General features: G+C 64.5%; 18 protein-coding genes. 13 read left to right on the plus strand and 5 right to left on the minus strand.

The window, feature by feature from the left end:
- The first annotated feature begins 954 nt into the window (after nt 1-954).
- Nucleotides 955-1,500 carry a hypothetical protein gene (locus KF833_12825; protein MBX3746181.1) on the plus strand — a complete coding sequence of 182 codons (546 nt, stop codon included), beginning with the start codon at nt 955-957 and terminating at the stop codon, nt 1,498-1,500.
- 36 nt (nt 1,501-1,536) lie between these two features.
- Here KF833_12825 and KF833_12830 read toward each other — a convergent pair whose 3' ends face one another.
- Both KF833_12830 and KF833_12835 read right to left on the minus strand, forming a co-directional pair.
- On the minus strand, nt 1,537-6,186 hold the full coding sequence (locus tag KF833_12830) for a hypothetical protein (GenBank protein ID MBX3746182.1): 4,650 nt from the start codon (nt 6,184-6,186) through the stop codon (nt 1,537-1,539).
- Nucleotides 6,187-6,336: 150 nt separating this feature from the next.
- On the minus strand, nt 6,337-7,524 hold the full coding sequence (locus KF833_12835) for an ATP-binding protein (GenBank protein MBX3746183.1): 1,188 nt from the start codon (nt 7,522-7,524) through the stop codon (nt 6,337-6,339).
- A 320-nt stretch (nt 7,525-7,844) separates the two neighbouring features.
- On the opposite strand from KF833_12835, the gene KF833_12840 reads away from it, so the two are divergent.
- The gene (locus KF833_12840) at nt 7,845-9,170 is read left to right on the plus strand and encodes a hypothetical protein (GenBank protein MBX3746184.1); all 1,326 of its coding nucleotides are present in this window, start codon (nt 7,845-7,847) and stop codon (nt 9,168-9,170) included.
- Nucleotides 9,171-9,343: 173 nt separating this feature from the next.
- Here the strand turns inward: KF833_12840 and groL are convergent, their stop codons facing one another.
- The 3 genes from groL to dnaK all read right to left on the minus strand — a co-directional run bounded on the left by groL (nt 9,344) and on the right by dnaK (nt 13,421).
- The gene (groL, locus tag KF833_12845; protein MBX3746185.1) at nt 9,344-10,978 is read right to left on the minus strand and encodes a chaperonin GroEL; all 1,635 of its coding nucleotides are present in this window, start codon (nt 10,976-10,978) and stop codon (nt 9,344-9,346) included.
- Between the two features lie 39 nt (nt 10,979-11,017).
- Nucleotides 11,018-11,311 (minus strand): co-chaperone GroES, encoded by a 294-nt coding sequence (locus KF833_12850; protein ID MBX3746186.1) that lies wholly within the window; start codon nt 11,309-11,311, stop codon nt 11,018-11,020.
- A 136-nt stretch (nt 11,312-11,447) separates the two neighbouring features.
- On the minus strand, nt 11,448-13,421 hold the full coding sequence (gene dnaK, locus KF833_12855; protein ID MBX3746187.1) for a molecular chaperone DnaK: 1,974 nt from the start codon (nt 13,419-13,421) through the stop codon (nt 11,448-11,450).
- 347 nt (nt 13,422-13,768) lie between these two features.
- Between dnaK and KF833_12860 the strand changes: the two genes are divergently transcribed.
- The 11 genes from KF833_12860 (at nt 13,769) to KF833_12910 (ending at nt 23,727) form a co-directional block, all read left to right on the plus strand.
- Nucleotides 13,769-14,530, plus strand: a complete 762-nt coding sequence (locus KF833_12860) for a MotA/TolQ/ExbB proton channel family protein (GenBank protein MBX3746188.1) — start codon at nt 13,769-13,771, stop codon at nt 14,528-14,530.
- Nucleotides 14,531-14,535: 5 nt separating this feature from the next.
- Complete coding sequence (locus KF833_12865) at nt 14,536-14,949, plus strand: biopolymer transporter ExbD (protein MBX3746189.1); 414 nt, start codon at nt 14,536-14,538, stop codon at nt 14,947-14,949.
- Complete coding sequence (locus KF833_12870; protein ID MBX3746190.1) at nt 14,946-15,842, plus strand: TonB family protein; 897 nt, start codon at nt 14,946-14,948, stop codon at nt 15,840-15,842. Before KF833_12865 ends, KF833_12870 begins: the two co-directional genes overlap by 4 nt.
- A gap of 6 nt (nt 15,843-15,848) precedes the next feature.
- Nucleotides 15,849-17,027 (plus strand): PD40 domain-containing protein, encoded by a 1,179-nt coding sequence (locus KF833_12875; protein MBX3746191.1) that lies wholly within the window; start codon nt 15,849-15,851, stop codon nt 17,025-17,027.
- A gap of 28 nt (nt 17,028-17,055) precedes the next feature.
- On the plus strand, nt 17,056-17,715 hold the full coding sequence (locus KF833_12880) for an OmpA family protein (protein MBX3746192.1): 660 nt from the start codon (nt 17,056-17,058) through the stop codon (nt 17,713-17,715).
- A 276-nt stretch (nt 17,716-17,991) separates the two neighbouring features.
- The gene (gene tatA / locus KF833_12885; protein MBX3746193.1) at nt 17,992-18,321 is read left to right on the plus strand and encodes a twin-arginine translocase TatA/TatE family subunit; all 330 of its coding nucleotides are present in this window, start codon (nt 17,992-17,994) and stop codon (nt 18,319-18,321) included.
- A gap of 21 nt (nt 18,322-18,342) precedes the next feature.
- Nucleotides 18,343-19,362 (plus strand): twin-arginine translocase subunit TatC, encoded by a 1,020-nt coding sequence (locus tag KF833_12890; protein ID MBX3746194.1) that lies wholly within the window; start codon nt 18,343-18,345, stop codon nt 19,360-19,362.
- Between the two features lie 13 nt (nt 19,363-19,375).
- Entirely contained in the window at nt 19,376-20,500 is a 1,125-nt protein-coding gene (locus KF833_12895) for a PrsW family intramembrane metalloprotease (GenBank protein ID MBX3746195.1), read from the plus strand.
- A gap of 83 nt (nt 20,501-20,583) precedes the next feature.
- Complete coding sequence (locus KF833_12900) at nt 20,584-22,482, plus strand: hypothetical protein (protein ID MBX3746196.1); 1,899 nt, start codon at nt 20,584-20,586, stop codon at nt 22,480-22,482.
- 359 nt (nt 22,483-22,841) lie between these two features.
- Nucleotides 22,842-23,309: an Hsp20/alpha crystallin family protein gene (locus KF833_12905; protein MBX3746197.1), complete on the plus strand. Its 468-nt coding sequence runs from the start codon at nt 22,842-22,844 to the stop codon at nt 23,307-23,309.
- Between the two features lie 46 nt (nt 23,310-23,355).
- Entirely contained in the window at nt 23,356-23,727 is a 372-nt protein-coding gene (locus KF833_12910) for an Hsp20/alpha crystallin family protein (GenBank protein ID MBX3746198.1), read from the plus strand.
- The last annotated feature ends 403 nt before the right edge of the window (nt 23,728-24,130 follow it).

The raw sequence follows: 24,130 nt of genomic DNA on the forward strand, positions 1-24,130 counted from the left end.
CACCGCCTCGCGCAGCTCTCCCCTTCCAATCCTCATGCCCCGACACGCTGAAGCGTGGACACCCAACCACCCGCCCCCAATCCCCGACCCATCTGGTGTCCCGGCTTCAGCCGGCCACACTCCTGTCGATACCGATTCCGATACCGACCCCGACCCCGATCGGAACATCATGCCGGGGAAGCGCCCGCCAATGGAGGATCGAACTGCTCCCGGAAATGGCCAAACTCCAGGGGAAACCCGGAGGGTTTCCAGAGATTAGCCGGGGGTCGAGCCCGGCTCCCCGGGTTCGACCCCCGGGGAAGAGTTCCACGCCGCACACGACCCCGCCAGGGGTCGCAGAACTCGTCCTCGAACCGGCAGACCCGTCCCCAATCCCCGGGGTCACATCTCTGAATTTGACATTCGGCTTCCTTTCAGGCGCCGAGACTTGATTTGTCAAATTCACAGATCTGACCCCGGGTCCGCATGCTGGAGGCTCGAACTGCTCCAGGCAGTGGCAAGGATCCGGGAGAAACCCGGAGGGTTTCCAGAGATTAGCCGGGGGTCGAGCCCGGCTCCCCGGGTTCGACCCCCGGGGAAATGTCCCGCCTCGCACACGACCCCGCCAGGGGTCGTAGAACTTGTCCTCGTCCTCGATCCGGGAGGCACACCTCCCGGATCGTCGCCCAATTACCGCTGGTCCGATGGGTCGCGACGGCCTGCCGAGCCTTTATCGAAACCCTGGCCAGCACGCTGTCTTTGGATTTTCTCGAAAGGTGGCCGCAGCTCCTAGGCACCCGCCCGGCCTCTGCCCGACAGACGATCACACAGCCCATCCCCCAGCGACGCTCCTTCCTTCGGCATGGCGGCCCCTCTCTGCGCACCTCAAAACGCACCCCCCTCGCCTTCTCGGCCGCCCCTCGCAGCTTCCTCACCCGCCATCATGCTGAGCGCGGCATCACGCTCCACGAAACCATGATCGCCGTCGTCATCGTGGGCGCCCTCGCCTCCATCTCGATTCCTCTCTATAACAAGTTCACCTTCGACGCCCGCGTCAGCGAAGCCACCGAACTTCTCGTCGCCGCCTACAAAGAACAACAAATGGTCGCAGAGGCCGTCGCCGCGGGGAGGTACCCGGGGTGGCCCTATCCGTATACGGAGCTCTTTGAAACCACACGCGTGAATACACCCACTCTGTCGCTAAGGCCCAAGGGCAACGAGCGGTTTAATCTGATTATTGGGGAACGGGAGTTATTGATATCTGGCCGAAAAGCATTCTCAGACTTTCCCGGCATGGGCGCCCTACCGAAGCAGAACGATTATGGCTTCCGAACAGGCACAGGCCGATTCATGATGGGTGCCGAAGCTATCATTGACGGTAACCTGCATGCGATGGCGATCGACGATCAAGGAAAAATTTGGGAGATTTGCGACGCCAGAGGAGGTGGAATTGGCCAAAATTCAACCGTCTTTGTGAGCATTTATGGCGCAGGAGCTCCGCCGGACTGCACGGCCCCATGAACTGGGTCCTGACGGAAACCGATCCTATTGCAGAGATTAGTCATCACACAGCAATGACACGCAGTCGATAGTTCTTGGCAGGCTATCCGTCGCTATACTAAATGGTGGTATCAGCAATCCGTCTTCCTCTTCAGACAAACGGATCAAGTAAACGTTTCTGGAAAATTCACGTGAGGTTCCTAGAGAGACAACACCCTTGTCGACAAACTCGGTGGCTCCCATCTCACGAGATTGGATCTTAAAATGCCGCATCCCAAACGGATCAACCGGCGAAAGAACATACTGATCCTCTACGACCGGTCGGATTTCAACTCCAAAACCATCTTTTATTGCACTGGTCACTCGAAAACCAAATACTGAAACGTCCATTCTGTAATCCGCATCCAAATTTGTGGGGCAGCGTTTTGTGCTCAGCTTCCAAGAAAAATGATGGCCCGGCGCCAGCAAAGTTATATTCGCCATCTCACGCCCAACAAAGATTTTTCGAAACGGTTGGCCTTCAGTCAAGGGAAGGTAACTGCCATTGGTCTGGAACGATCCATTTGTAATTTCGAGAGAATCGCATGGGCCAAGACGGGAGTGGTTCAAAAAATGGAAAGCATAAAATCGCGCATCACTCTCACCAACATAGGTCCCAATTTGAAAGCCCTCCGATCCCAATTCCTGTGTCTGAATGGCTGGATGTGTCGAGGCCATCTCCTGGCCTGATGAATCTCGAGTAGCAAAAGGCATCGAGAGGGCAATCTTATCAATTCCCTCCGACAAAAGACCTCTGGATGCCAAGGCCACACGAACTCTGTCTTCTGTGCCTTCCGGTAAAAGAGTCCTCACTGCTTGAGTGAGGTGTTTGAGGAAGTCCGCCATCGAATAGCTCGATTGATCGGCGATGTAATCCAAGACCTTCCAAAAAATCAAGCTCGAGTACCAATCACCGAGTCCAAGGTCTTGACTAAGATCTCTCAGAACCGCCGCAAAAAAGAATGAAGCAATGTCACCCCCACCGAGGGAATTAAACCTCCTCGCGGAACCCTCGAAGGCGTGATCGAAAAACGGAAAAAAAGTGGAGTTATTGGTTAACTCCTGAAAAATCATGGGATTATTAATCGTCAGAGCATGCCTACAGGATATGGTGCCATCCTTGCAGCCAGATGCATTGTACCAGCGGGAGACAATGTAGGACGATGAGTCCAGCACCTGCTCGCTGCTGGTCAACCGATAAGCCTCCCAAGTAGACAACCCATCATTCACAGCTGGCAAGACATTTACCTTCCACTCATTTGTTGCCCAAGTACTCGTTTCCCCTGGAAAACCCCTTTTGTCCCTAATAATCCAGTACGCCATTAACCCCGCATAATCAGCTGCAACAGCCGAAGTATCAAATGCGATGCCATATACATCATCAAGGTCGAATCCTCCTTCAGAAGTCCGCACTCGCACTGATGGATAAATCCTGTTCTCTTGCGGCTCAATCAAAACGACTCCCGGCTTAAGCAAGCTAGCAGCAGCGAAAGTTTCTTCCATTATAATCTCAGGCTTAGCAAATCTCGTCAGACCCACAAGATCCGGGCGAAACTGCCGAAACAGCACATTCTTCTCCGCCTCGGCGGGGAGCTTGAGGGCTTTGGCGAAGTGCGTGTTGAAGAACACATTACGGTAGCGCGTGATGTCGTAGTACATCTGCACCTGGGAGGCCCAGAGGAGGGCTTCGCGACGGGGGGTCGTGGATTCCAACTTCAACCCGGGGGGCAGATAGAGCGGTGGGACGAGGCCCTGATCCAGTTTCTCCTGGTAGTCTTCTCCTAAGAAATGGACGCGGAAGTCGTTGGAATACATTCTAAACAAGGGTGGAATACCGAGACTATTCGTAAAATTGCTCACCACGCTCGTGCTCAAATAGCGGCCGCTGAGCAGGCCGCGCTCATCCAATTCCCATGTCGAGCTCAGGGGCAGCTCTGCGCCCGTCTCGGGGTCAAACTTGCCAATCGAGTCGAGGCAGACGAGGTCGGGGGTTTTGTAGATGAGGGGGGAGGTGGCGGTGATGGGGCCGGTGGCGGCCTTCATGGCGTCGAAGTCGATGTAGCCGTTCCTGAAGGCGTAGCCGAGGCCGTGGTTGGGGTGGCGGTTGACGGCCCCGGGATCGAGACGTTGCCGGGCCTGCTCGAGGATGAGATCGCGGCCGGTGCACCATTCGATCACCCGCGAGTTGTAGGCTTCGGCGTCGGAATACTCGGCGATGAGGGTGGCGAGGAGGTTGAGGCCGTTGAGGTGCGGGGTGCCGGTGAAGGCGCCGTCGCAGGTGAAGTCACCGGAACGGAGCCACGCGTTGCGGGGGCGCGCGGGCTGGCGGGGGGCATCGGTGTCGTCGCGGTGTCCGTCGCCATCGAGATCGCCGAGATAGGCGGCGATGTCGTCGAGGGAAAGCCGGCCGTCGCCGTTGAGGTCGCCCATGAGGACGCATTCGCCCTGGTTGCAGATGCGGGAGTGGCGGCCGTCCTCGTCGGGACTGCCGCAGAGGGTGCCGTTGGGTTGGTTGGCGCAGGAGAAGCCCTGGGGGACCCAGTTGTTGTTGTCGGCGGAGCAGGCCAGCGGGCGTTCCGGGGCGAAGGCGCCGAGGAGGTTGAGGCGGTAGAGAGGGGTTTCGGGGTCGTCGGAGGCGATTTCGAGAGCGGCCCGTTGGAGGGCGCCGTAGAGCTGGATCAGGCGGCTGGCGTGGAGTCCGGTTTCGATCCGGGCGAGCTGGGCGGCGGGATTCGATGGCTCTGGAGCGTCGGTGGGGACATGGCTTCGGTAGATGGCGTGGCTGGCGCGGCGGAGTTCGTCGAGGGAGGGCGGGGTGAGGCTGACGAGGACATGGAGGCTGGCGCCGGGCTGGAGGGTACGCCCGGGGAGCTGCCAGGGAATGGGGCCCGGGGGAGCGCGGCGCGCGAGTTCAGGGGTGGTCTGGCGCGGGGGGCCGTCGAGTTCGTGGAGGGCGAGACGGGGATTGAGGGATTGAGCGGCAAGGGTGATGGAATCGAGGCGCAGGGGCGCGCTGCCCTGGTTGACAAGCTGGAAGACCTTTCCCACCGGGGGTCCGCCGGCGCGGGCGGTGCCGATGCGGGTGAACCGGGTGGAACCGGCCTCGACACTGGGAATCAGGCTGGGGATGGCCGGGGCGTAGGGCGCCAGGATGGCGTCATGGACGGCGAGTCCGGAGCCTGACCCGGAGCCTGACCCGGAGCCGGCATCGGAGGCGTTGGCGGAGGTGGCGGAGGTCGGGCCGGCAGGACGAAGGGCTCTTCGGGAAGCGGGCGGGGGTTCCGTCAGGACACGGGCTTCCGGGGCGGCCGACGCGGCGGTGGACGCGGCGGTGGAGAGCTGCGCTGCGGAGTGGATCGAGGCGACCGAGGCGAAGGCGGACGTCGGAAGCGGAGGCAGCCCGGCCGGTCCGGGAGGACGGACGGGCGCGGGATCCGGGGCGGGAAGCGGGGTGGGAACGAGGTTGGCCGGTGGCGTCGAGGCGGCTGCCAGGCCGAGGTGGTCCTCGAACCAGCGAAGGACTTCCGCGGTGTCGGCGGGGGCGCCGACGATCACCTGATTGCCAAGCACGAACTGGGGGATGCCCCCGCTTCCGGTGAGTTCGCGGTGGCTGGCCCGGACCTGGCGGGTGGATTCGAGGAGCTGATCGAAATCGGCCTGATGCCGGGTCAGGATGGCATCGAGTCGTTCGTGGCCAAGCCGGGCGACGAGGGCGGCGCGGACGGCGGATGCCTGGGCGGGGAGGCGTTCGAGCTGGAGATCGAGGGAAGTGACGTTCCAGACGGCGGGGTCGAGGTGCCAGGCGGCGAGCAGGAGATGGTGGATGGCGCGGGCGTTGGGCGTGGAGGCGGCGGGCAGATGCACGTAGGCGACACCGTCCAGGGCGGCCTGGGAGCGGGTTTCGTGAAGGAGAAGGGAGGCGCGACGGCAATGGGAGCAGGTGTAATCCGAGATGACGACGACCTGGTGCGAGGCCTCGGAGTGGCCAGTCCGGGGAAGGGCGGAGGGATCGAACGCGAAGCGCCCGCCCTGGAGAAGGAGCGTGTCGGGAGCGGTCGAAGCCGAGGTGCTGACGACGCGGACGGCGCTGCGCGCCTGGGGAGGGGTCGGGGCCGGGCCAAGGGCTTGAATGCCGGCCAGTCCGCCCAGGAGGACACAGGCCAACGCGAACGCCGGGGCCCGGGACCGAACGGCGGCGCGGAAGGGCGTTGGCGAGGATCGGGGAGCCGGTTGGCGCCGGGCAGGCAGGAGACACAGGGTTCCCAGGCAGGCCAGCACATGGATGGCGCAACACCACGGACAGAAGGCGTTGAGGTGAAAGATCTGCAGTGCGATGAACCACGCGGCAGCGCCCGGGACGAGTCCTGCCAGGACCCGGGCAAGAAACCTCGCGCGGCCGGCCTGCGGGTGGGACAAGGCACGGCCGGCAAAGAGGGCGAGCGCGGCATAGGCCACGGCGCCCCAGAAGGCGACCGGCACCCCGAAGACCATCGACCACCGGCTGTTGAGGACGTCCCCGCACCCGGCGGTCTCGCAACCGGGAATGGCGGAGCGGGTGACGGACTGAACGCCAAGCCAGCCGGAAAGGACCGCGGCAAGCGCCAGCAGGATCAAGGCAATGCGCCGCCAGCGCAGAGCGAGGCGTTGGGCGCGACGGAACGAGGACATGGAAGTGGGTGAAGGGAGGACGATGACCGTTGGGACCCGCGGTGCGGGGGCGATGGAAATAAGGGGAGCGGGCTCCCGAATCTGATGGGAAAATGCGGGAAGGGTACGGGGATCGGTCAAGACGAAAGGCGGACGAAAGGCGGACCGGAATCACGGCAGCCAATGGCCGGCGGGTTGGAGGAGGAACTCCTCAAGGGGAATGCCCTGGCTGCCGACGATCAGCTTGCGTTGCGGCTCGAAGGCGCGGGCAAAGGCTTCCATCCCGGCCAGCGTATCCCGGCGCCGGCCGCTTTTCACTTCGATCGCCACCGCGGCGGGGCCCTGGCTTAATACGAAGTCCACCTCGTGGTTCCGTTCCCTCCAGTAGCTGACCTCGATGCCGGTCCCCGCCGCGCTGTTGCGCAGGTGGGCGCCCACCGCCGATTCCACCAGGCGCCCCCAGGTGTCGCCATCCTCCCTGGTCTGCGACAGGGAACGCCCCGCCTGAGCGGTCATCAGAGCGGTGTTCAGAACCTGAAGCTTCGGACTCGACGCGCGCTGACGGACCTTGCCGGCGGCGTACTTGGGAAGTCCCGCCACCAGCCCGGCGCCTTCGAGGAGTTCGAGATAATGGGCCAGGGTCGTGGTGTTCCCCGCATCCTGCAGTTGTCCCACCATTTTCTGGTAGGCGAGCACCTGCCCGGAGTACTCGCACGCAAGATGGAACAGGCGGCGCAGAAGGGCGGGCTTGTCAACGCGGGTCAGCAGCAGAATGTCCCGGGCGACGGTGGTCTCAATCAGCGACTGGACGATGTACTCGCGCCACCGCCCGGGTTCCTCAATCAGGGGCGCCGCACCGGGGTATGCCCCATGGAATAGGTACTGCTCCAGGTTCCATCCGAAGGCCTCGCGCATCTCCCCATAGGACCAATGCGGGATGGCGATGACCTCGAACCGCCCGGCCAGACTCTCGGAGAGTCCGGTCTGGAGCAGGAGCGGCGACGAACCCAGAAGAACGACTTTGAGAGAGATTCCGGCCCGGGTGTCGGCGTCCCAGAGGAACTTTACGATGCTCGACCAATCCGACGCTTTCTGGACCTCGTCGATGATCAGGAGTGCGCCCGCGGGATGTTGACCAGCCTTCAGGCGGGCAAGATCCCACTGCTGCTCGATCCAGGTCCGATCGCGAAGGGTCGGTTCGTCGGCTGAGACATAGTGCGAAGGCAGCTTGCATTCGCCCATGGCCTGGCGGACGAGCGTGGTCTTGCCGACCTGCCGCGGTCCGGCAAGGACTTGGATAAACCGTCGCTTCTCGGAAAGGCGCTTGAGCAGCCGGTCCAACAGCACGCGTCGTTTCATACAATTAACTCAATACGATGAGTAATATTGCGCAGCACCGAACGCAAGATGGAATCCCACCTGGACATCGGGATCCGTGCATCCCGGAGTTGTGGGGAGAGGCGCGAACTTCGCGAAGCGTCGCCTCGGAGGGCCGGGTTCCACGAGGCCGCAAGGGTGTGGAGCGTTGGGGTGACGACTCGCGGAACTCGTCCCTCCGATTCGCTGCCTTCTCGCCCACAACTCCGGGATACACCGAGGTGGCAAAAACCCTCCAACTTCTGATTTGCGTCAAGGCACTCCACCTCGACAATCGCCTCACTCGGCGCATGCATCATTTCGTGGCACCACGCCTCCCACACCCAGTCTGTCGCATCCCCCTCGCTGCCGGCATCCTCCTCTGCCTGCTCGCCCTGCCACCGGATTCCCCGGCCCAGGGCATCCCCGATTACGAGCTTCCCCCCATCCATTACAGCACCGCCACCCCCTCCGATCGCCTGGCCCGCCTCGATGAGGCGTGGTCCGCCAACCGCCCACGCGGCACCGAGGCCGACCTGCTCCGATGGCTCCTGGCCGAACTCGATGTCCCCGTGGAATCCCAGGTCCTCGTCTTCTCCCGCACCAGCCTCCAACGCGACCTCATCCACCCCCGTCAACCCCGCGCCATCTACTTCTCCGACGACCTCTACATCGGCTGGGTACCCGGCGGCCTCATCGAGGCCACCATCACCGACCCCAACCTCGGCATGGTGTTCTATCGCCTCGAAGCCCGTCGCCCGGACCGCCCCCTGCAGTTCGTCCGCGACGCCGACTGCCTCTCCTGCCACGGCGGTTCCATGACCCGTCACTGGCCCGGCCTGATGATCCGCTCCGTCTTCCCAGACTTCCGCGGCGAACCCATCACCTCCGCCGGCAGCGTCCTGGTCGGACACGACACCCCCTTCGAAAGACGCTGGGGCGGCTGGTACGTCACCGGTCAGCACGGCGAATCCCGGCATCTCGGCAATCTCTTCGCCACACCCGTCCCCGGGGGCGCCGATGTGGACACCGAGGCCGGTGCCAACCTCTCCCGCCTCGACCCCTTCTTCGCCACCGCCCGCTATCCGCGCCCGGACAGCGACATCGTCGCCCTCATGGTCCTCGAACACCAGGTGGTCATGCACAACCGCGTCTCCGAAGGCGCCCTCCGCGTCCGCCGCTGGAGCCATTACCAGCGCCAGCTGCAGCTCGAACTGGGCGAACCCGTCAGCGATGTCCCGGTCGGCACCGCCCTCCGCGTCGTCCAGGGCGAAACCGAACGCATCGTGGACGCCCTCCTCTACCACGGCGAAATCCGGCTCCCTGAAGGCGGCATCCGCGGCGCCGGCGATTTCGAACGCGCCTTCGCCGCCTCCCGCCGTCCGGACACCCAGGGACGCAGCCTCCGCGACTTCGACCTTCAAACCCGACTTTTCCGCTGGCGCTGCAGCTACCTGATCCATTCCGAGGCCTTTGCCGCCCTGCCCCGTGAACTCAAGACCAGCGTCCTCCGACGCCTCGACGCGATTCTCTCCGCCGAATCCCCTCCCGAGCGTTACGCCTACCTCGCCGACGACGAACGCCGCGTCATCCGCCAGATCCTTCTCGAAACCCACCCCGACTTCGCCGCCGCCCTCCGCGGTCCCTGAATGGGAGGCACGGGTCTCCTCTCCGCGCGGAGAACCCTTCCGCGGGCCGGGCATGACAGCGTCGCGCCTCCCGCGAATTCGCCCGCCCCGGCCGACGCCCAAAGAAAAAGGGGCTGGCTCAGTGCCAGCCCCTCGTGTGCATGGGATCGTGTCTGCGGGTTCCTGCCGCCCGATCAGTAATCCATTCCGCCGCCGCCATGGTGCGGATCGGCAGCCGGCTTCTTTTCCTTCTCCGGAATCTCGGTGATGAGCGCCTCGGTCGTCAGCATGAGCGCCGCAATCGATGCCGCATTCTGCAGCGCGGTGCGGGTCACCTTCTTCGGATCCACCACGCCGGCCTTCACCAGGTCTTCGTAGTCGCCGGTCGCGACATTGTATCCGTCGCTGCCCTTGCGGCGACGCACTTCCTGGACCACCAGGGAGCCGTCCACGCCGGCGTTGCTCGCCAGCGCCCGCAGGGGGAACTCGATCGCCTTCTTCACCAGCTCGACCCCGATCTTCTCGTCGTCGTTCGCTCCTTCGACGGAGTCGATCGCCGCCATGCAGCGGATCAGAGCCACGCCGCCGCCGGGAACGATGCCCTCTTCGACGGCCGCGCGGGTCGCGTGCAGGGCGTCCTCGACACGGGCCTTCTTCTCCTTCATCTCGGTCTCCGTCGCGGCACCCACGTTGATCACCGCCACGCCGCCCGCCAGCTTGGCCAGGCGTTCCTGGAGCTTCTCGCGATCGTAGTCGCTCGTGGTCTCCTCGATCTGCCGGCGGATCTGGTTCACGCGGCCCTGGATCTCGGAGCTCTTGCCACCGCCCTCGACGATGGTGGTGTTTTCCTTCTCGACCACCACGCTCTTGGCCCGGCCCAGGTCATCCAACTGGAGGTTCTCCAGTTTGATCCCGAGATCTTCGGTGATGCACCGGCCGCCCGTGAGGATCGCGATGTCTTCGAGCATCGCCTTGCGTCGGTCCCCAAAGCCGGGGGCCTTCACCGCGCACACATTCAGCACGCCGCGCAGCTTGTTCACCACCAGGGTCGCCAGCGCCTCACCCTCGACCTCCTCGGAGATCACCAAGAGCGGCTTGCCCACCTTGGCCACCCGCTCGAGGATCGGCAGCAGATCCTTCAACGAGCTGATCTTCTTCTCGTAGATCAGGATGTAGGCGTCCTCGAGCTTCGTCTCCATCGTCTCCGCGTTGGTCACGAAGTACGGGGAAAGGTAACCCTTGTCGAACTGCATCCCCTCCACCACGTCGAGCGTGGTGTCGATGGACTTCGCCTCTTCCACGGTGATCGTTCCGTCCTTGCCCACCTTGTCCATCGCCTCGGCAATGATGTTGCCGATCGTGGTGTCCCAGTTGGCGGACACCGTGGCGACCTGCTTGATCTCCTCCTTGTCCTTCACCTTCTTGGAGATCTTGGCGAGCTGCTCGACCGCGGCGTCCACGGCCTTCTGAATGCCACGTTGAATGCCGATCGGATTCGCGCCGGAGGTCACGTGCTTCAGGCCCTCCCGGTAGATGGCCTCGGCCAGGACCGTCGCCGTCGTCGTGCCGTCCCCCGCCGCATCGCTCGTCTTGCTCGCGACTTCGCGCACCATCTGGGCGCCCATGTTCTCGTACGGATCGGACAATTCGATCTCCTTCGCCACCGTGACGCCGTCCTTGGTCACCGTGGGGGATCCGAACTTCTTGTCCAAAACCACATTCCTGCCCTTCGGACCGAGCGTCGCCGCCACGGCCTTCGAAAGCACGGTCACCCCGCGGAGCAGTGCCTGCCGCGCGGCTTCGTCGAACACAATTTGCTTGGCTGCCATATGTCTGATTCTTCCTTGGTTGTGTAAGTTTTCGCAGGTCTATTCGAGGATCGCCAGAATGTCGTCGGCACCCAGGATCTTGTATTCCTTGCCGTCCAGCTTGATCTCCGTGCCCCCGTACTTGCTGATCAGGACCCGGTCGTTGACCTTCACCTCAAACGGGACCTTCTTGCCGTTGTCGTCCACCTTGCCCGTTCCCAGGGCCCGGACCACCGCTTCCATCGGCTTCTCCTTCGCGGAATCGGGGATGATGATCCCGCCCTTCTTCACTTCCTTTTCCTCGACGGGCTCGACAAGAACCCGGTCCCCCAGAGGTTTGACATTCAGTGCCATAGTTACTTTGCCTTCGGTTGTTACGATCGCTGCGTTTTGCTCTCAATCGTCCCCGCCCGCACACACGGGATGGGGATCCTTGAAATCCATTCCGGGAACAGATCCGCCTCACGGCCGATCCCTGTCCCGGCCCCGCTTACTTCTTCTTCTCGTCCACGATCTCGGCGTCGATGATCGTCCCTTCCTCCTTGCCCCCTTTGGCCTGCGCCTCAGAACCCCCGGAATCGCCGGACCCCGCGTTTCCTCCCGGCTGCCCTGCTCCGCCATCCATTCCCCCCATTCCGGCGCCCGCCGCAGCCCCCGCGGCCTTGTACAACTCCTCCGAGGCCGCCTGCCACGCCTGGTTCAACGCCTCGCTGGCCGCCTTGATCGCCGCCGCGTCCCCGTCCTTCAATGCGCTCTGAACCGCCTTCACCGCCCCCTCGATCGCCGCCTTCTTGTCCGCGCCGAGCTTCGCGCCCGCCTCCTTCAACATCTTCTCGGACCGGTACACCGCGTTGTCCGCCTCGTTCCGTGCCTCCACAATGTCCCGCTGGCGCCGATCCTCCTCGGCGTGTGACTCCGCGTCCCGGCGCATCCGCTCCACCTCGTCCTTCGACAGACCGCTGGACGCCGTGATGGTGATCTTCTGTTCCTTGCCGGTCCCAAGATCCTTCGCGCTGACATGCAGGATCCCGTTGGCGTCAATGTCGAACGTCACCTCAATCTGCGGCACCCCGCGCGGCGCCGGCGGAATGTCCGTGAGTTGAAACTTCCCGATCGTCTTGTTGTCCCGCGCAAACTGGCGTTCCCCCTGCAGGACGTGGATCTCCACCCCCGGCTGACTGTCACTCGCCGTCGAGAAGATTTCCGACTTCCGCGTCGGAACCGTCGTGTTTCGCTCGATCAACCGCGTGAACACACCCCCGAGCGTCTCGATTCCCAGCGAGAGCGGTGTCACATCCAGCAGCAACACATCCTTGACGTCGCCCTTGAGCACTCCTCCCTGGATCGCCGCCCCAATCGCCACCACCTCGTCCGGATTCACCCCCTGGTGCGGCTGCTTGTTCGCCAAACTCCGTGCAGTCTCCACCACCCGGGGCATCCGCGTCATCCCTCCCACCAAAACCAACTCATCGATCTTGTCGCTGGTGATGCCCGCATCCTTCAGGCAATTCCGCACAGGCGCGATGGTCCGCTCGAAAAGATCGTCGCACAGCTGCTCCAGCCGGGCCCGGGTCAGCGCCTTCTGAATGTGCTTCGGACCGCTGGCGTCGGCCGTGATGAAAGGGAGATTGATGTCGTACTGCTGGGACGAGCTCAGCGCGATCTTCGCCTTCTCGGCCTCCTCCTTGATGCGCTGCAGCGCATCCGGCTGACGCCGCAGATCCATCCCCGTGTCCTGCCGGAACTCGTCCAGAATCCAGTCGATCAGCCGGTTGTCCCAGTCGTCCCCCCCAAGATGCGTGTCTCCATTCGTTGCCTTGACCTCGAAGACTCCCTCACCGATCTCTAGGGCCGAAATATCGAAGGTCCCGCCGCCAAGATCATACACGGCGATCAGTTCATCCTTCTTCTTGTCCAACCCGTAGGCCAGAGACGCAGCCGTCGGTTCATTGATGATGCGAAGCACCTCCAGGCCCGCGATCCGTCCCGCATCCTTCGTTGCCTGTCGCTGCGAATCATTGAAGTAAGCGGGAACCGTGATCACGGCCTGTGTGATCGTCTCGCCCAGCCGCATCTCGGCGTCCGCCTTCAGCTTGGCCAGGATCATCGCCGAGATCTCCGGGGGACTGAACCGCTTCGTCTCCCCGTTCATCTCCACCTCGACGTGGGCATCCCCGTTCGAAGCCTCCACCACCCGGTACGGCACCCGTTTGATCTCCTCCTGCACCTCGGAGAACTTCCGCCCCATGAACCGCTTGATCGAGTAAACCGTGTTGCGCGGGTTGGTCACCGCCTGACGCTTGGCAGCCTCCCCCACGATCCGCTCCCCCGTCTTCGTGAAAGCCACCACCGACGGCGTCGTCCGGCGACCCTCGGAGTTCTCCAGCACGATGGGTTCTCCCGCCTCCATCACCGCCATGCAGGAATTCGTCGTTCCCAAATCGATGCCTAAGACTTTCGCCATACCCATTCCTGGCAAGCGCACGCCATGCCAGACCCGCTGAAAATTCCCAACTCGCTTCAAATAAACACTTTGCAATTCAACCACAGCATCCAACCACCCTTCGCCCACGCTCTGGTGAGCCACTTTGGCGCACTGTGAGACACATTGCCCCGCCCACCGCCCACGCATGGGCTCCCATCCAGAAGTTACTCTCCCGGACGGTCGGAAGGAGTCCCTCAGGCCATCGTTCCGCCCAATCTGTTTCGTTATCGCCCCGCAGAACCCCAGGCTGGGACCGGAAAAGGTTTTGACCTCAACAGATTGTGGCCGTACACCCGGCGCCAGCCATTCGTCGTGGATCGCCCCGCATGCAAGTGACGTTTTACTGCCTCCTCGCCCAAAGCAGCTTGCTCGATAACTTCGACCGGGCGACGCCAGCCGGCAAAATCGTCATCGGCATCCTCATCGTGTTCTCGATGTTCGCCTGGTCGGTCATGACCTCCAAGGCCTTCCAGATGAGGAGAGCCAGGCGCCTCAATACCCTCTTCCGGGCCGAGTACCTCAGGCAACGTAGTGTCGTCGAAATCCACAGCCGCCGGGTCAACGTCGATGGCTGCCCCCTCTTCAGCATCTACGAGGATGGCTGCGCCGAACTGGTCCAACGCCTCCAGTCCTCCTCCCCGACGGTCGACCCGTCCTCCGCCATCGAAGGCAGGGAACTCAGCCTGAAATCCATGGAACTGGTCAAGGGAGCCCTGGAACGAAGCGTCGCCCGCGAATCTCTCAGGCTCGAAGCCGGCCTGATCCTCCTCGCCATCGCCGTCAGTGGTGCCCCCTTCCTCGGCCTGTTGGGGACCGTCTGGGGCGTGATGGACGCCTTCGCCGCCGTGGCGGCCGGCGTGACCGGGGCTGCCACCCTCCAGATGATGGCGCCCGGCGTCGCCGGGGCGCTGATCACCACCGTGGCAGGCCTGATGGTCGCCATCCCGTCGATGTTCGGTTACAACTGGCTCGTTCACACCCTTCGGGTCCTGACGGTCGAGATGGACAACTTCGCCCAGGAGGTGGCCGCCCGGATGGAGGTCGAGTTCCTCGAGGAACATGGCCCGGCGGAGGAACCCCGTCCCTGACCCCCATGCGCCGCTTCTCCCAGAAGAATGCGCTGGTGACGCTGTCGGATATCAATGTCACCCCTTTGCTCGATCTGGCGTTCGTGCTCCTGATCATCTTCGTGATCACCACCCCGCTCCTCGAACAGGGCATGTCCCTCGAATTGCCCCGCGGTGGACGTCCCGACGATCCCCAACTCGAACAGTCCGACCTGAGAACGGTCGAGGTGACCCCCCAGGGCACCTACCTCCTCGATGGCGAACCGCAGTCCCTCGACGCCCTTGAACTCCGCCTGGTCGATGAGGCCGGACGCAACCCCCGCCTGGTCGTCGTCGTCCGGGGTGACCGGCGAACCTCCTGGGAATCCGTGGCCAACGTCGTCGATCGGTGCCAGCGTCGCGGCATCACCCGCATCCACTTCCGAACCGTCCCCGAATGAGTGGCTCCCGACTCCAACGACGATGCCTGGCAGCGTCCGCGCTCCTCCATGCCGGATTGCTGGCCGTGGTCGTCCTGGCGCCCGCCTTTCGCCCTCATCGCATCGACCTGCTGAGCGCCGGCCCCCCCATCGAACTGGTCCCGAGCGCCCTCGTGGAAGCCGCCCTCGCTCCCGCCCCAGCACCCCGGGAGCAACCCCGCGAAACCCCGCCGCATCAACCCGACCCGACTCCGCCACCGGTCACCCCACCACCTGTCACTCCACCCGTCCGACAGCCCCAACCCCCGCCCGCTCAGTCGCCGCGGCCCCGAACCGACAACCCGCCCCGTCCCGCCCTCCCGGAAACGCCCCGCCCCGACACCGCCGCCGCCCGCAAGTCAACGCCCCCCGCCTCCAAGGCCCCCGAACGCACCAGTCCCACCTTCGACTTCAGCAAGGCCAAGGCCGCGGAACGGCCTGCCACCCGGGCTCCCGAGCCCGCGACCAAGGCGCCTTCGCCGCCCCGTTGGCAATCCCTGGATCGTCAACTGGCCAACGCCGCCGGCTCCCTCGCCCAATCCACCACCCGCAGCACCGTGGATGTCCAGATTTCGGGAAGTGGCGGAACCGCCACCCGGGCCTGGCAGGTCCGCCAAGCCTACGATCGCGCCTGGACCACCCCTTCGCAGTCGGGCGATACATCGGGAACCACCGAGGTCGAAGTGGTCATTCGCGGCGCCGGCATCATCGTGAACTCCCGGATTCTCCGTCGATCCGGCAACGCCGTTCTGGATCGCTCCGTCGAAAGTGCCCTGCGCGCCGTGCAACGCATTCAGCCCTTCGACGCCCTTCCCGACAACGCCACCGTCACCTTCACCATCGGCTTCAATCTCCAGAACAGACGTCCCCTCTGAGTACCCATGTTGCCATCCTGCCCCATACCCCTCTCCCGTCGGCGCTGGCTCGGCCTGATGACCGCCGCCATTCCGGCGGTGACCCTCGGCCAGAATCAGATCGTCATCTCCCGCCTGGGAGGCCCGGCCCCCATCCCCATCGCCCTCACCGGCTACACCGGCGAGGCCGCCGCGGTCCTCCGCTTCGACCTCGAAATCGCCGGATGCCGCATCGTCCCCGAATCCGAGGCGCACTACACACTCGCGGCCGGCTCCGGAACACGGTTGGAAGGGCGCCTGACCGACCGCGGCGGAACCGTGCTCCTCGGCCGCGCCTACACGGCAGGCACCCCCCGGCAGCAGGCCCACGCCCTGTCCGACGACGTCGTGCAGGCCCTCGGCGGGCGCGGCATCGCCCAGACCCGGATCGCGTTCAAATGCGAACTGTCCCAGGGGAAGTCGGAGATCTTCGTGTCGGACTACGACGGGCACGGCGCCCAGCAGGTGACGCGGGATGGATCCATCGTGGCGGCACCCACCTGGGTCCCCGGAAAGCTGACCCTGCTCTACACCTCGTACCGACTCGGCAACCCCGACATCTTCCTGCACGATCTCAGTTCCGGCTCCCGCCGCCCGTTTTCACGTCAGGCCGGGCTGAACACTTCCGCAACGGTCTCCGCCGACGGACAGAGAGTGGCCATGATCCTGAGCAAGGACGGAAGTCCCAACCTCTACGTCAGCCATCTCGACGGCTCCGGACTCACCCGTCTCACCAACAATCGCCAGGGCGACTCATCGCCCTGCTGGTCGCCCGACAACCGAACGCTCTGCTACTCCTCGCGCTCCGGCGGACCCTCGACCCTCTATACCCTTCCCGCCAGCGGTGGAACGCCCCGGCGCCTCCGCCTGGCTGGGGTGACCAACGGCACCGAACCCGATTGGTCCCCGGACGGGCAGCAGATCGCCTTCACCACCCAGCGCGGCGGCGGCTTCGAGATCTGCGTCGTCCCTGCCAATGGAGGCGACGTCACCGCCCTGGTCCCGGGCGAAGACCCCGTCTGGGCACCCAACTCACGCAACATCGTGTACACCCGGCGTCATTCGGGCGGGGTCCGGGCTTTGTCTCTGCTTGACGTTCCCACCCGCCAAACGAAGGATTTGCCCCGTCTTTCGGGGAGCTGTTCTCAGCCGACTTGGGCGCGGTAGTCCTCCTCCGATTCCGACCTACATCACCATGAAAAGTGCACTGTTCACCAAGGCGTTCACACTGACCGCCGTCCTGGTGATCGCTCTGACGTCGGGTTGCCGCCGCAAGCCAACCGGTATCACCCCACTCCCCGACGGCGCGCGTATGGGCGCCTCCGACATCCAGTACCCGCAACCGGGCGGCCCGTCCGATCTCGCCGGCTTCGACACCGTCGGCGGGTTCGGCGATGGAACCGGCGTTCAGGGTACCGACCTCGGCGGGCTGGGAACCCCCGTGACCCCCGGAACGAACCTCGCCATGTCCGGGGGCCCCCTCGACCGCTCGATGTACCGGGAAGATCGCTCCTTCTTTGCCGCCAATGTGGTTTACTTCGATTTCGACAGCTCTGTCGTGAAGACCTCGGAGCGGGGCAAGGTCACCGCCGTGGCTGACTACCTCCGCTCCAACCCGGCCGCCTCCGTCGAGGTCGAGGGGCATTGCGACGAACGCGGCACCGAGGAATACAATCGATCCCTCGGTGAACGCCGGGCCCTGGCCGTTCGCGAAGAAATTGCGCTCCAGGGGATCGACCCGCGCCGCGTGTTCACCATCAGTTACGGCGAGGATCGCCCCGCCGTCCAAGGCCAGAACGAATACGCCTGGAGCCGAAACCGCCGAGGTGAATTCGTCCTGCTGTCGCCTCGCTGAGGCCTCGGGCCTTTGCGGCGTCCCGTGCCTCCCGACGGGCTCCACGCAGGGTCGTGCGGGATGCCTGCCCGTCGGAGTGGGCCTTGGCAAGGGATCGCTCACATGGCCGTCGGACAGCGGCCTCATAGGTCTCGATGAGTCGCGGCGTCCGGTCCTCCCAACCACCAACCTCCCACCCGCCACTCTGAAACGTATCGCTCAGCGTTCAGAGGGGACATTGGTCCTTTACATGGGCCCCCCCTCGGCGAAGGTTGCCCCAGAAAGAAAGTCGTTACTATGAATCTGCCCCTCCTGGCCATGCTCGGATGGCCCGAAATCATCGGAATCCTCGTTGTCGTCCTCGTCCTGTTCGGAGCCAAGAAGCTACCCGAACTCGCCCGCGGCCTGGGCCAGGGCCTCAAGGAGTTCAAGAAGGCGACCCGCGAAGTGCAGGACGATCTCCAGCGGGCCATCGAGGAGGATCCCCAGCACCCACCGCAGGAACCGCCCCGCCGCGTGGCCGAACGCCCCGCTGACCGGCCCGTCGCTCACAACCCCTCCGCCCACGCGCCGTCCGAGCACGCTTCCCCTTCCGCGCAGGAGCCTTCCTCCCGCCCCCACGCCTAAGCTCTCCGCTCCCCTCCCCGCATGGCTGTGGATTCGCCGCCGCCGCCCGATGTCGATCCGGAAGACGAGGGCGGCGGTCCCGTCAAGCCGTTTCTCGATCATCTCGAGGATCTGCGCTGGACCGTCATCAAGGTCCTGGCGGCCGTGATCGTCTCGATGTTCGTCTGCCTCGTCGCCGGCAGACAACTGGTCCAGCTCCTGACGTGGCCGCTGATCCAGTCCCAGCAGTTGATCGCGTCCACCAACGTGACCGCCGTCATCCGCGCGGGCGACATGGTGATCGGCCGTGTCCCGATAGGAGGCCATGCCACGAATCTCGCGGCTCCCGCCCTCCCCCCCTCCTTCCAGGTGGTCATCGTGCCCGACGGCACAAACTTCACCCTCCAACTCGAGCCGGAGCCTTTTTCCATCACGCCCCGAACCGACCCCGACGTTCCGATGCTCAAGAACTACAGCCCGATCGGGGGCATCATCGTCGCGTTGAAACTGGCCCTCTACGGGGGCATGTCCCTCGCGGCCCCCTTCGTGATGTTGTTCATCGGGCAGTTTGTCCTTCCGGCCATGCGCCGCCACGAGAAGCAGTTCATCTACCGGGCCGTGGCCATTGGGGTGGGTCTCTTCATCGTCGGCGTGGTGTTCTGCTACTTCATCATCATGCAGATCACCCTGCTCGCCACGGTCCAGTTCTCCAACTGGCTCGGCTTCCAGGCCGATGAATGGCGGGCGGAGGACTACATCGACTTCGTCCTGAAAATGATGCTCGCGGTCGGCCTCAGCTTCCAACTGCCCGTCATCCTCCTCACCCTTGTGAAGGTCGGAGTCCTCGACTACGAGAAGCTCACCCGTTACCGCTCCTACTTCATCGTCGGCAACATGGTGGCCTGCGCCCTCATCACCCCGTCCGGCGATCCCTTCACCATGCTCCTCCTGGCCATTCCCGTGCAGGGCCTCTACGAGATCAGCGTCTTCATCGCCAAGGTCTGGTGGCGCCGCGAACAACGGGAATACGAGGAGGCCGAAGGCGCAGCCAACACCACCTGATTTCCCCTCCCCCATGGCCTACTTCCTCCTCGATGCCGAGGGTCGAGCCGTAGGACCATACTCCCGCGAGGATCTCGTCCTCTTCCGCGACCGGGGGCTCCTCGATCCTCACGCCCTCGTCGCCGAGGAAGACCACCCGGCAGGCCGCCCCCTCAACGAGGTCCTCAACCTGCCCGCCCGCCCTTTCTCAAACGCCTCACCGCCCCGGCTTCCCCGGGAATCCGGCCTCCCCGAATCAGCCCCTTCACTTCCGTCGGACTCCCATTCGACCCGCGGCCTGATCCGCCACCTCATGCTCCCGCTCGAGGACATCGGCCGGCTGCACTGGCTCGACAACCGCCGCATCCTGGCGCTGGCCGTCGTCGGCCTGCTCCCGCTCGTCCTGCTCATCTACCTTCACGGGAGCGGCGACCTCGCCGGCTCCATCTGGGGCGTCGCCCTCTACAGCTCCCTCCTCTGGGCTCTCTTCTTCTACATCACCTTCTCCCAACCCGAGGTGCGCCTCCTTCCCTGCGTGCTGGCCTTCGTCGGATCGGCCGTGTTCTCGATCGGCCTGGTCGCCCTCGCCCGCATGATCGTCCCCATCGAATGGGTCGCCATCTGGATCACCGCACCCAGCCTGTCCACCCGCTGGGCAGGACACCTCGTGGGCGTGGCCTGGGTCGAGGAACTGGCCAAGTTGTTCATGCTCTACTTCCTCTGGCCAGGCCGCCCCCGCCCCCAGGTCATGATGTTCTACGGCCTGATGTGCGGCCTCGGATTCGGCATCTACGAGGGCGTCACCTACCAAAGCTCCCTCAACCTCCGCATCTCCTTCCCCGAGGGACGCGCCACCGCGGACGGCGCCGGTGTTTACTACATGCTGAATGTCCTACGTCTGACCTCGCTGCCGTTCCTGCACGCCATGTGGACCGGCATCGCCGGCTACTTCATCGGCTTCGCCGCCCACTACCCCGCCCGCCAGCGAGCCCTCCTCCTCGTGGCCCTCGTTGTGCCTTCCCTGCTCCATGCCACCTACAACACGTTCAGCAGCTCCGCCGTGGGCGTCATGGTCGCCCTCCTGACCGTGCTCGCCCTGAATGTCTATCTGGCCAAGGGTCGCGACTTCGAAACCGTCCTCGCCGCAAGACGGCCGTAGTCTCCCAGCCGCCCACTCCCCCTCCCCGCCCCCGAGGTTGGCTCTGGCCCGCCCCGCCTCCCGCCGCTATACGGTGCGACGGCATGCGCCCCGCCTCATTCCTTCGTTGGATCGCCCGGCCCCTCTCTCTCGTCCTCACCGCCAGCCTGACCCTTCCGGTCACCGCCGCGTCCCGGGAGGCTCCTCCGGCCGCGCACTGGGTCCCCGCCGAGACCCTGGCCTTCCTGAGCTTCCCCAACCTCGCCCACACCCGCGACCTCTGGGGCCACCAGGCCGTTGCCCGCGCCTGGACCGATCCCTCCATGGCCCCTTTCCGCAACCAGTTCCTCGACCGGTGGCACCACCATGTCCTCATGCCCCTGCAGGCGTTGACCGGAATCGACGGACCCGCATGGATGAACGTCGCCATCGGGCAGTGGACCCTGGCCTTGATCCCCGACCCACCCAATGCCGAAGGCCGCCCAGGCCCGATCGCCCCCCTCCTGCTGATGGACGCCGGACCCCACCGCCCGCACTTCGAAACCCGCCTCGCCGCCCTCGCCGCACTTCCGGAAACCCGACGAACTTCGATTGGAGGAGTTCCATTCCACACGGTGCCCCTCGACCCGGTCCGACTTCGCACCTCCCTCGACGCCGCGTTTCCCCGGACCGGACCGGCCCCGGCCCCGCAACCATTCCCGGATCCCGACGCCCTGCATGTGGGCATGCTCCATGCCAACCTGCTCGTCAGCACCTCAATCCCTGCCCTCGAAGCCGCCCTGGCAGGCCTCGACCGCTCAGCATCCCACCCCGTACCCGTGCCCCCGTGGCTCAGCACGACTCCGCCGCCCGATGACACTCTCCTTCATGCCGCCCTTAACGTCCCTGCCTGGCTCAACCGGCTGAGCGCCACCCGTTCCCTCCATCGTCCGTTCCCCGCACTGCCCCCACTCCCCCGCATGGTCGATGCCCTCGGACTCAAGGCCGTCCGTTCGGCATCCCTGGCCCTCCGGGCCACGTCGTCTTCCAGTTGCCGCCTGGACTTTCACCTCGCCGTGCCTGCCGCCGAACGTCGCGGCCTCCTGGCCCTTCTGGCACCGGGTCCCGGCACCTTGGTCCCCCCCGATTTCATCCCCGCCCAGGCCCAATCCTTCCAGCGGCTGCGCCGGGACGGTCCGGAGGCGTGGACGCGGTTTGAACGTCTCCTCCGTGATCTGAACCCCTCGCTGCTCGGAATGCTCCAGCTCTTCACCGGCACCGCCGGTCTCAGGGAAGACCCCAACTTCAACTTCCGACGCGACCTGATCGACCGGCTGGGCGACGACTGGATCGTCGCCACTGTCTCCGGCTCCTCCACGAATTCTCCGCCAACCCGGACTCTCTTCGTCGGCACCCGCGACTCCGCAGCCCTCACCCACGCCCTCAAGCTCGTCGCCACTCCGGATGCCATCGCCGCGTTCCTGCCTCCCAACGCCCCGGCTCCCACCCGTGACACCCGGATCTGGAACGGCAACCCCTGGGTCAGCCTCACCCTGCCCGCGCTGCCCTGGCCATGGCCCCCGGGCAGCACCGGCCTCGTGCACGTTGCCGCAACCCCCGGATACGTGGCCGTCTCCCCCGATGCCCAAGTCATGGAACGTCTCCTGACCCAGCCAACAATCCCGGGCCCGCTCCGAAGCGATCCTCGGTTCCGCGCCGCCCTGACCCTCGCCGGCGGCCCCGAAGGCGGATACCTCGCCTACCACAACCTCCAGAGTCTCGCTCTCCGTTTCGGACCGCCCGGGAATCCCCTCGCCGCCGCCCTCGCCCATGCCACCCGCTGGGCCGCCCTCACGGAAACGACCGCCAGAGCCGCCGCTGCCCTGAACTCGTGGATGGACCCCCGGCTCCTCCCGAATCCGTCCACGGTCGCCCCTGGCCTGGGCATCGCCGTGCATCGAGGCTGGGCCGACGCCAACGGGCTTCGCCTGACCGTCATCCACCTCCCCCCACCAGAGGGCTGAGGGCGCCCACCGGCCAAAGGAAGCGGCGAAGCATCACACCGCTCGCCACCCAGCGCCTTGCATCCACACCAGACTCCCCCGGAACACCCGCCTTCCAAAACCACCCCCAAGCCCTCCCCTCCCCCCACATCCCACCGGCCCGATGGGCCTTAATAGAGTCAATATGACTCTCAATATTTTTATTAAATCCAACTGTGTCATGTTGGCGCACTTGCCACCTTGCTTCAACCGGCCGCCCCTCTCTGCAAGATCCTGGAAATAAGCTACATGGACATCGAAATGACTCGTCTTCACCCTTGGCATGCCACCCGCTTCCTCCCTCTTGTCTGCAACACAACGCAAACGAGAAAGGATCAGCCATGACACTTCTGAATCTCACCCGTCCCACCTCCTTCTGGAGCCGTTCGCCGCTTGCTCCGATGGCGCGCCTGCAGGAGGACCTCCAACGCCTGTTCGAAGGCGCCGCCAACCCCTTGGTCGGCAGCCCCTTCTTCAATGTCTGGGCCCCTGCCCTCGACGTCTATGAAGACAAGGAAAACCTCCTCGTGCGACTGGAAGTCCCCGGCATGAAGCGGGAGGACTTCGAAATCGGGCTTCACGACGGCGTCCTGTCCATCTCCGGGGAACGACGCGCAGACGAAAAGCGCCAGGATGCTACCGGCTACCGGACGGAACGGTTCACCGGGCGCTTCCAGCGCTCCGTCACCCTGCCCAAGGCGGTCGAGGCCGACCGCGTCAAGGCCTCCTACAAGGACGGCATCCTCACCATCACGCTCCCGGTGGCCGCCGAGGCGCGCCCGAAGCAGATCGCCGTCAGCGCCGAGTAACCGGGACCCATCCAGACACGAACCCTTCAAGGAAGGAGATCAAACGATGAAAACCGTTGCCCAACGTGAACCGGAAAACGCCGCCACCGAACGCGTCCAGTACGCGATTCCGCCGGTCAACATCTACGAAACCCCGGAGGGTTATCTCCTCGAGGCGGACATGCCGGGCGTCACCCGCGACAGCCTGGAAATCTACCTCGACCGGAACGAACTCACCCTGCTCGGCCGACGAGGCATCACGCCCACCGAGGGCGTGCACTATCGCGAGTCCGGGGAAGGAGACTTCCGCCGGGTGTTCGAACTCGATCCCGAGATCGACACCGACAAGATCACGGCCCGGGTGGACCAAGGGGTCCTGACCCTCCACCTGGCCCGCCGCGAACACCTGAAGCCGCGCAAAATCTCGGTCACCGAGTAATCCGCAGGCTGGCGCAGCCAATCCGGCCGGATCCCCCAAGGGGATCCGGCCTTTCCGTTTGGGAATGCTGAGCGACCCGCCCTGCCGATGTCCCAAGAAATCGAAATCAAACGTCCGCCAGGTGTCCACGCTTTCGCGTGTACGGGAATGGGATTGAAGCCGGGCTCCGGCGCATGGCCATGGCCTGCTGAAGCCGGAACGCCGGTTGAGCGGGGCCCCGGACCCGCATCGGAAACTAAATACATGGTCTGGCATTTACTTGTTGTCGTGCCGCTCCCGCCCAATATCCCCCTGTTACAATGCATAGTGTGTCAGCCAATTAGTTGTTGATGTCATGCTAAGTGGATGGTCTGGCATTTTGTTGTTGTCGCAACACTCCCGCCCGATATCCCCCATCAATCCC

It is taken from the genome of Verrucomicrobiia bacterium (genome assembly GCA_019634625.1).
Lineage (GTDB): Bacteria > Verrucomicrobiota > Verrucomicrobiia > Limisphaerales > CAIMTB01 > CAIMTB01.

What these genes read in the sequence shown, in the direction of transcription:
- KF833_12825 (MBX3746181.1), top strand. Translation starts at nt 955, where the DNA reads ATGATCGCCGTCGTCATCGTGGGCGCCCTCGCCTCCATCTCGATTCCT.
- KF833_12830 (MBX3746182.1), bottom strand. Translation starts at nt 6,186, where the DNA reads ATGTCCTCGTTCCGTCGCGCCCAACGCCTCGCTCTGCGCTGGCGGCGC.
- KF833_12835 (MBX3746183.1), bottom strand. Translation starts at nt 7,524, where the DNA reads ATGAAACGACGCGTGCTGTTGGACCGGCTGCTCAAGCGCCTTTCCGAG.
- groL (MBX3746185.1), bottom strand. Translation starts at nt 10,978, where the DNA reads ATGGCAGCCAAGCAAATTGTGTTCGACGAAGCCGCGCGGCAGGCACTG.
- KF833_12850 (MBX3746186.1), bottom strand. Translation starts at nt 11,311, where the DNA reads ATGGCACTGAATGTCAAACCTCTGGGGGACCGGGTTCTTGTCGAGCCC.
- dnaK (MBX3746187.1), bottom strand. Translation starts at nt 13,421, where the DNA reads ATGGCGAAAGTCTTAGGCATCGATTTGGGAACGACGAATTCCTGCATG.
- KF833_12860 (MBX3746188.1), top strand. Translation starts at nt 13,769, where the DNA reads ATGCAAGTGACGTTTTACTGCCTCCTCGCCCAAAGCAGCTTGCTCGAT.
- KF833_12865 (MBX3746189.1), top strand. Translation starts at nt 14,536, where the DNA reads ATGCGCCGCTTCTCCCAGAAGAATGCGCTGGTGACGCTGTCGGATATC.
- KF833_12870 (MBX3746190.1), top strand. Translation starts at nt 14,946, where the DNA reads ATGAGTGGCTCCCGACTCCAACGACGATGCCTGGCAGCGTCCGCGCTC.
- KF833_12875 (MBX3746191.1), top strand. Translation starts at nt 15,849, where the DNA reads ATGTTGCCATCCTGCCCCATACCCCTCTCCCGTCGGCGCTGGCTCGGC.
- KF833_12880 (MBX3746192.1), top strand. Translation starts at nt 17,056, where the DNA reads ATGAAAAGTGCACTGTTCACCAAGGCGTTCACACTGACCGCCGTCCTG.
- tatA (MBX3746193.1), top strand. Translation starts at nt 17,992, where the DNA reads ATGAATCTGCCCCTCCTGGCCATGCTCGGATGGCCCGAAATCATCGGA.
- KF833_12890 (MBX3746194.1), top strand. Translation starts at nt 18,343, where the DNA reads ATGGCTGTGGATTCGCCGCCGCCGCCCGATGTCGATCCGGAAGACGAG.
- KF833_12895 (MBX3746195.1), top strand. Translation starts at nt 19,376, where the DNA reads ATGGCCTACTTCCTCCTCGATGCCGAGGGTCGAGCCGTAGGACCATAC.
- KF833_12900 (MBX3746196.1), top strand. Translation starts at nt 20,584, where the DNA reads ATGCGCCCCGCCTCATTCCTTCGTTGGATCGCCCGGCCCCTCTCTCTC.
- KF833_12905 (MBX3746197.1), top strand. Translation starts at nt 22,842, where the DNA reads ATGACACTTCTGAATCTCACCCGTCCCACCTCCTTCTGGAGCCGTTCG.
- KF833_12910 (MBX3746198.1), top strand. Translation starts at nt 23,356, where the DNA reads ATGAAAACCGTTGCCCAACGTGAACCGGAAAACGCCGCCACCGAACGC.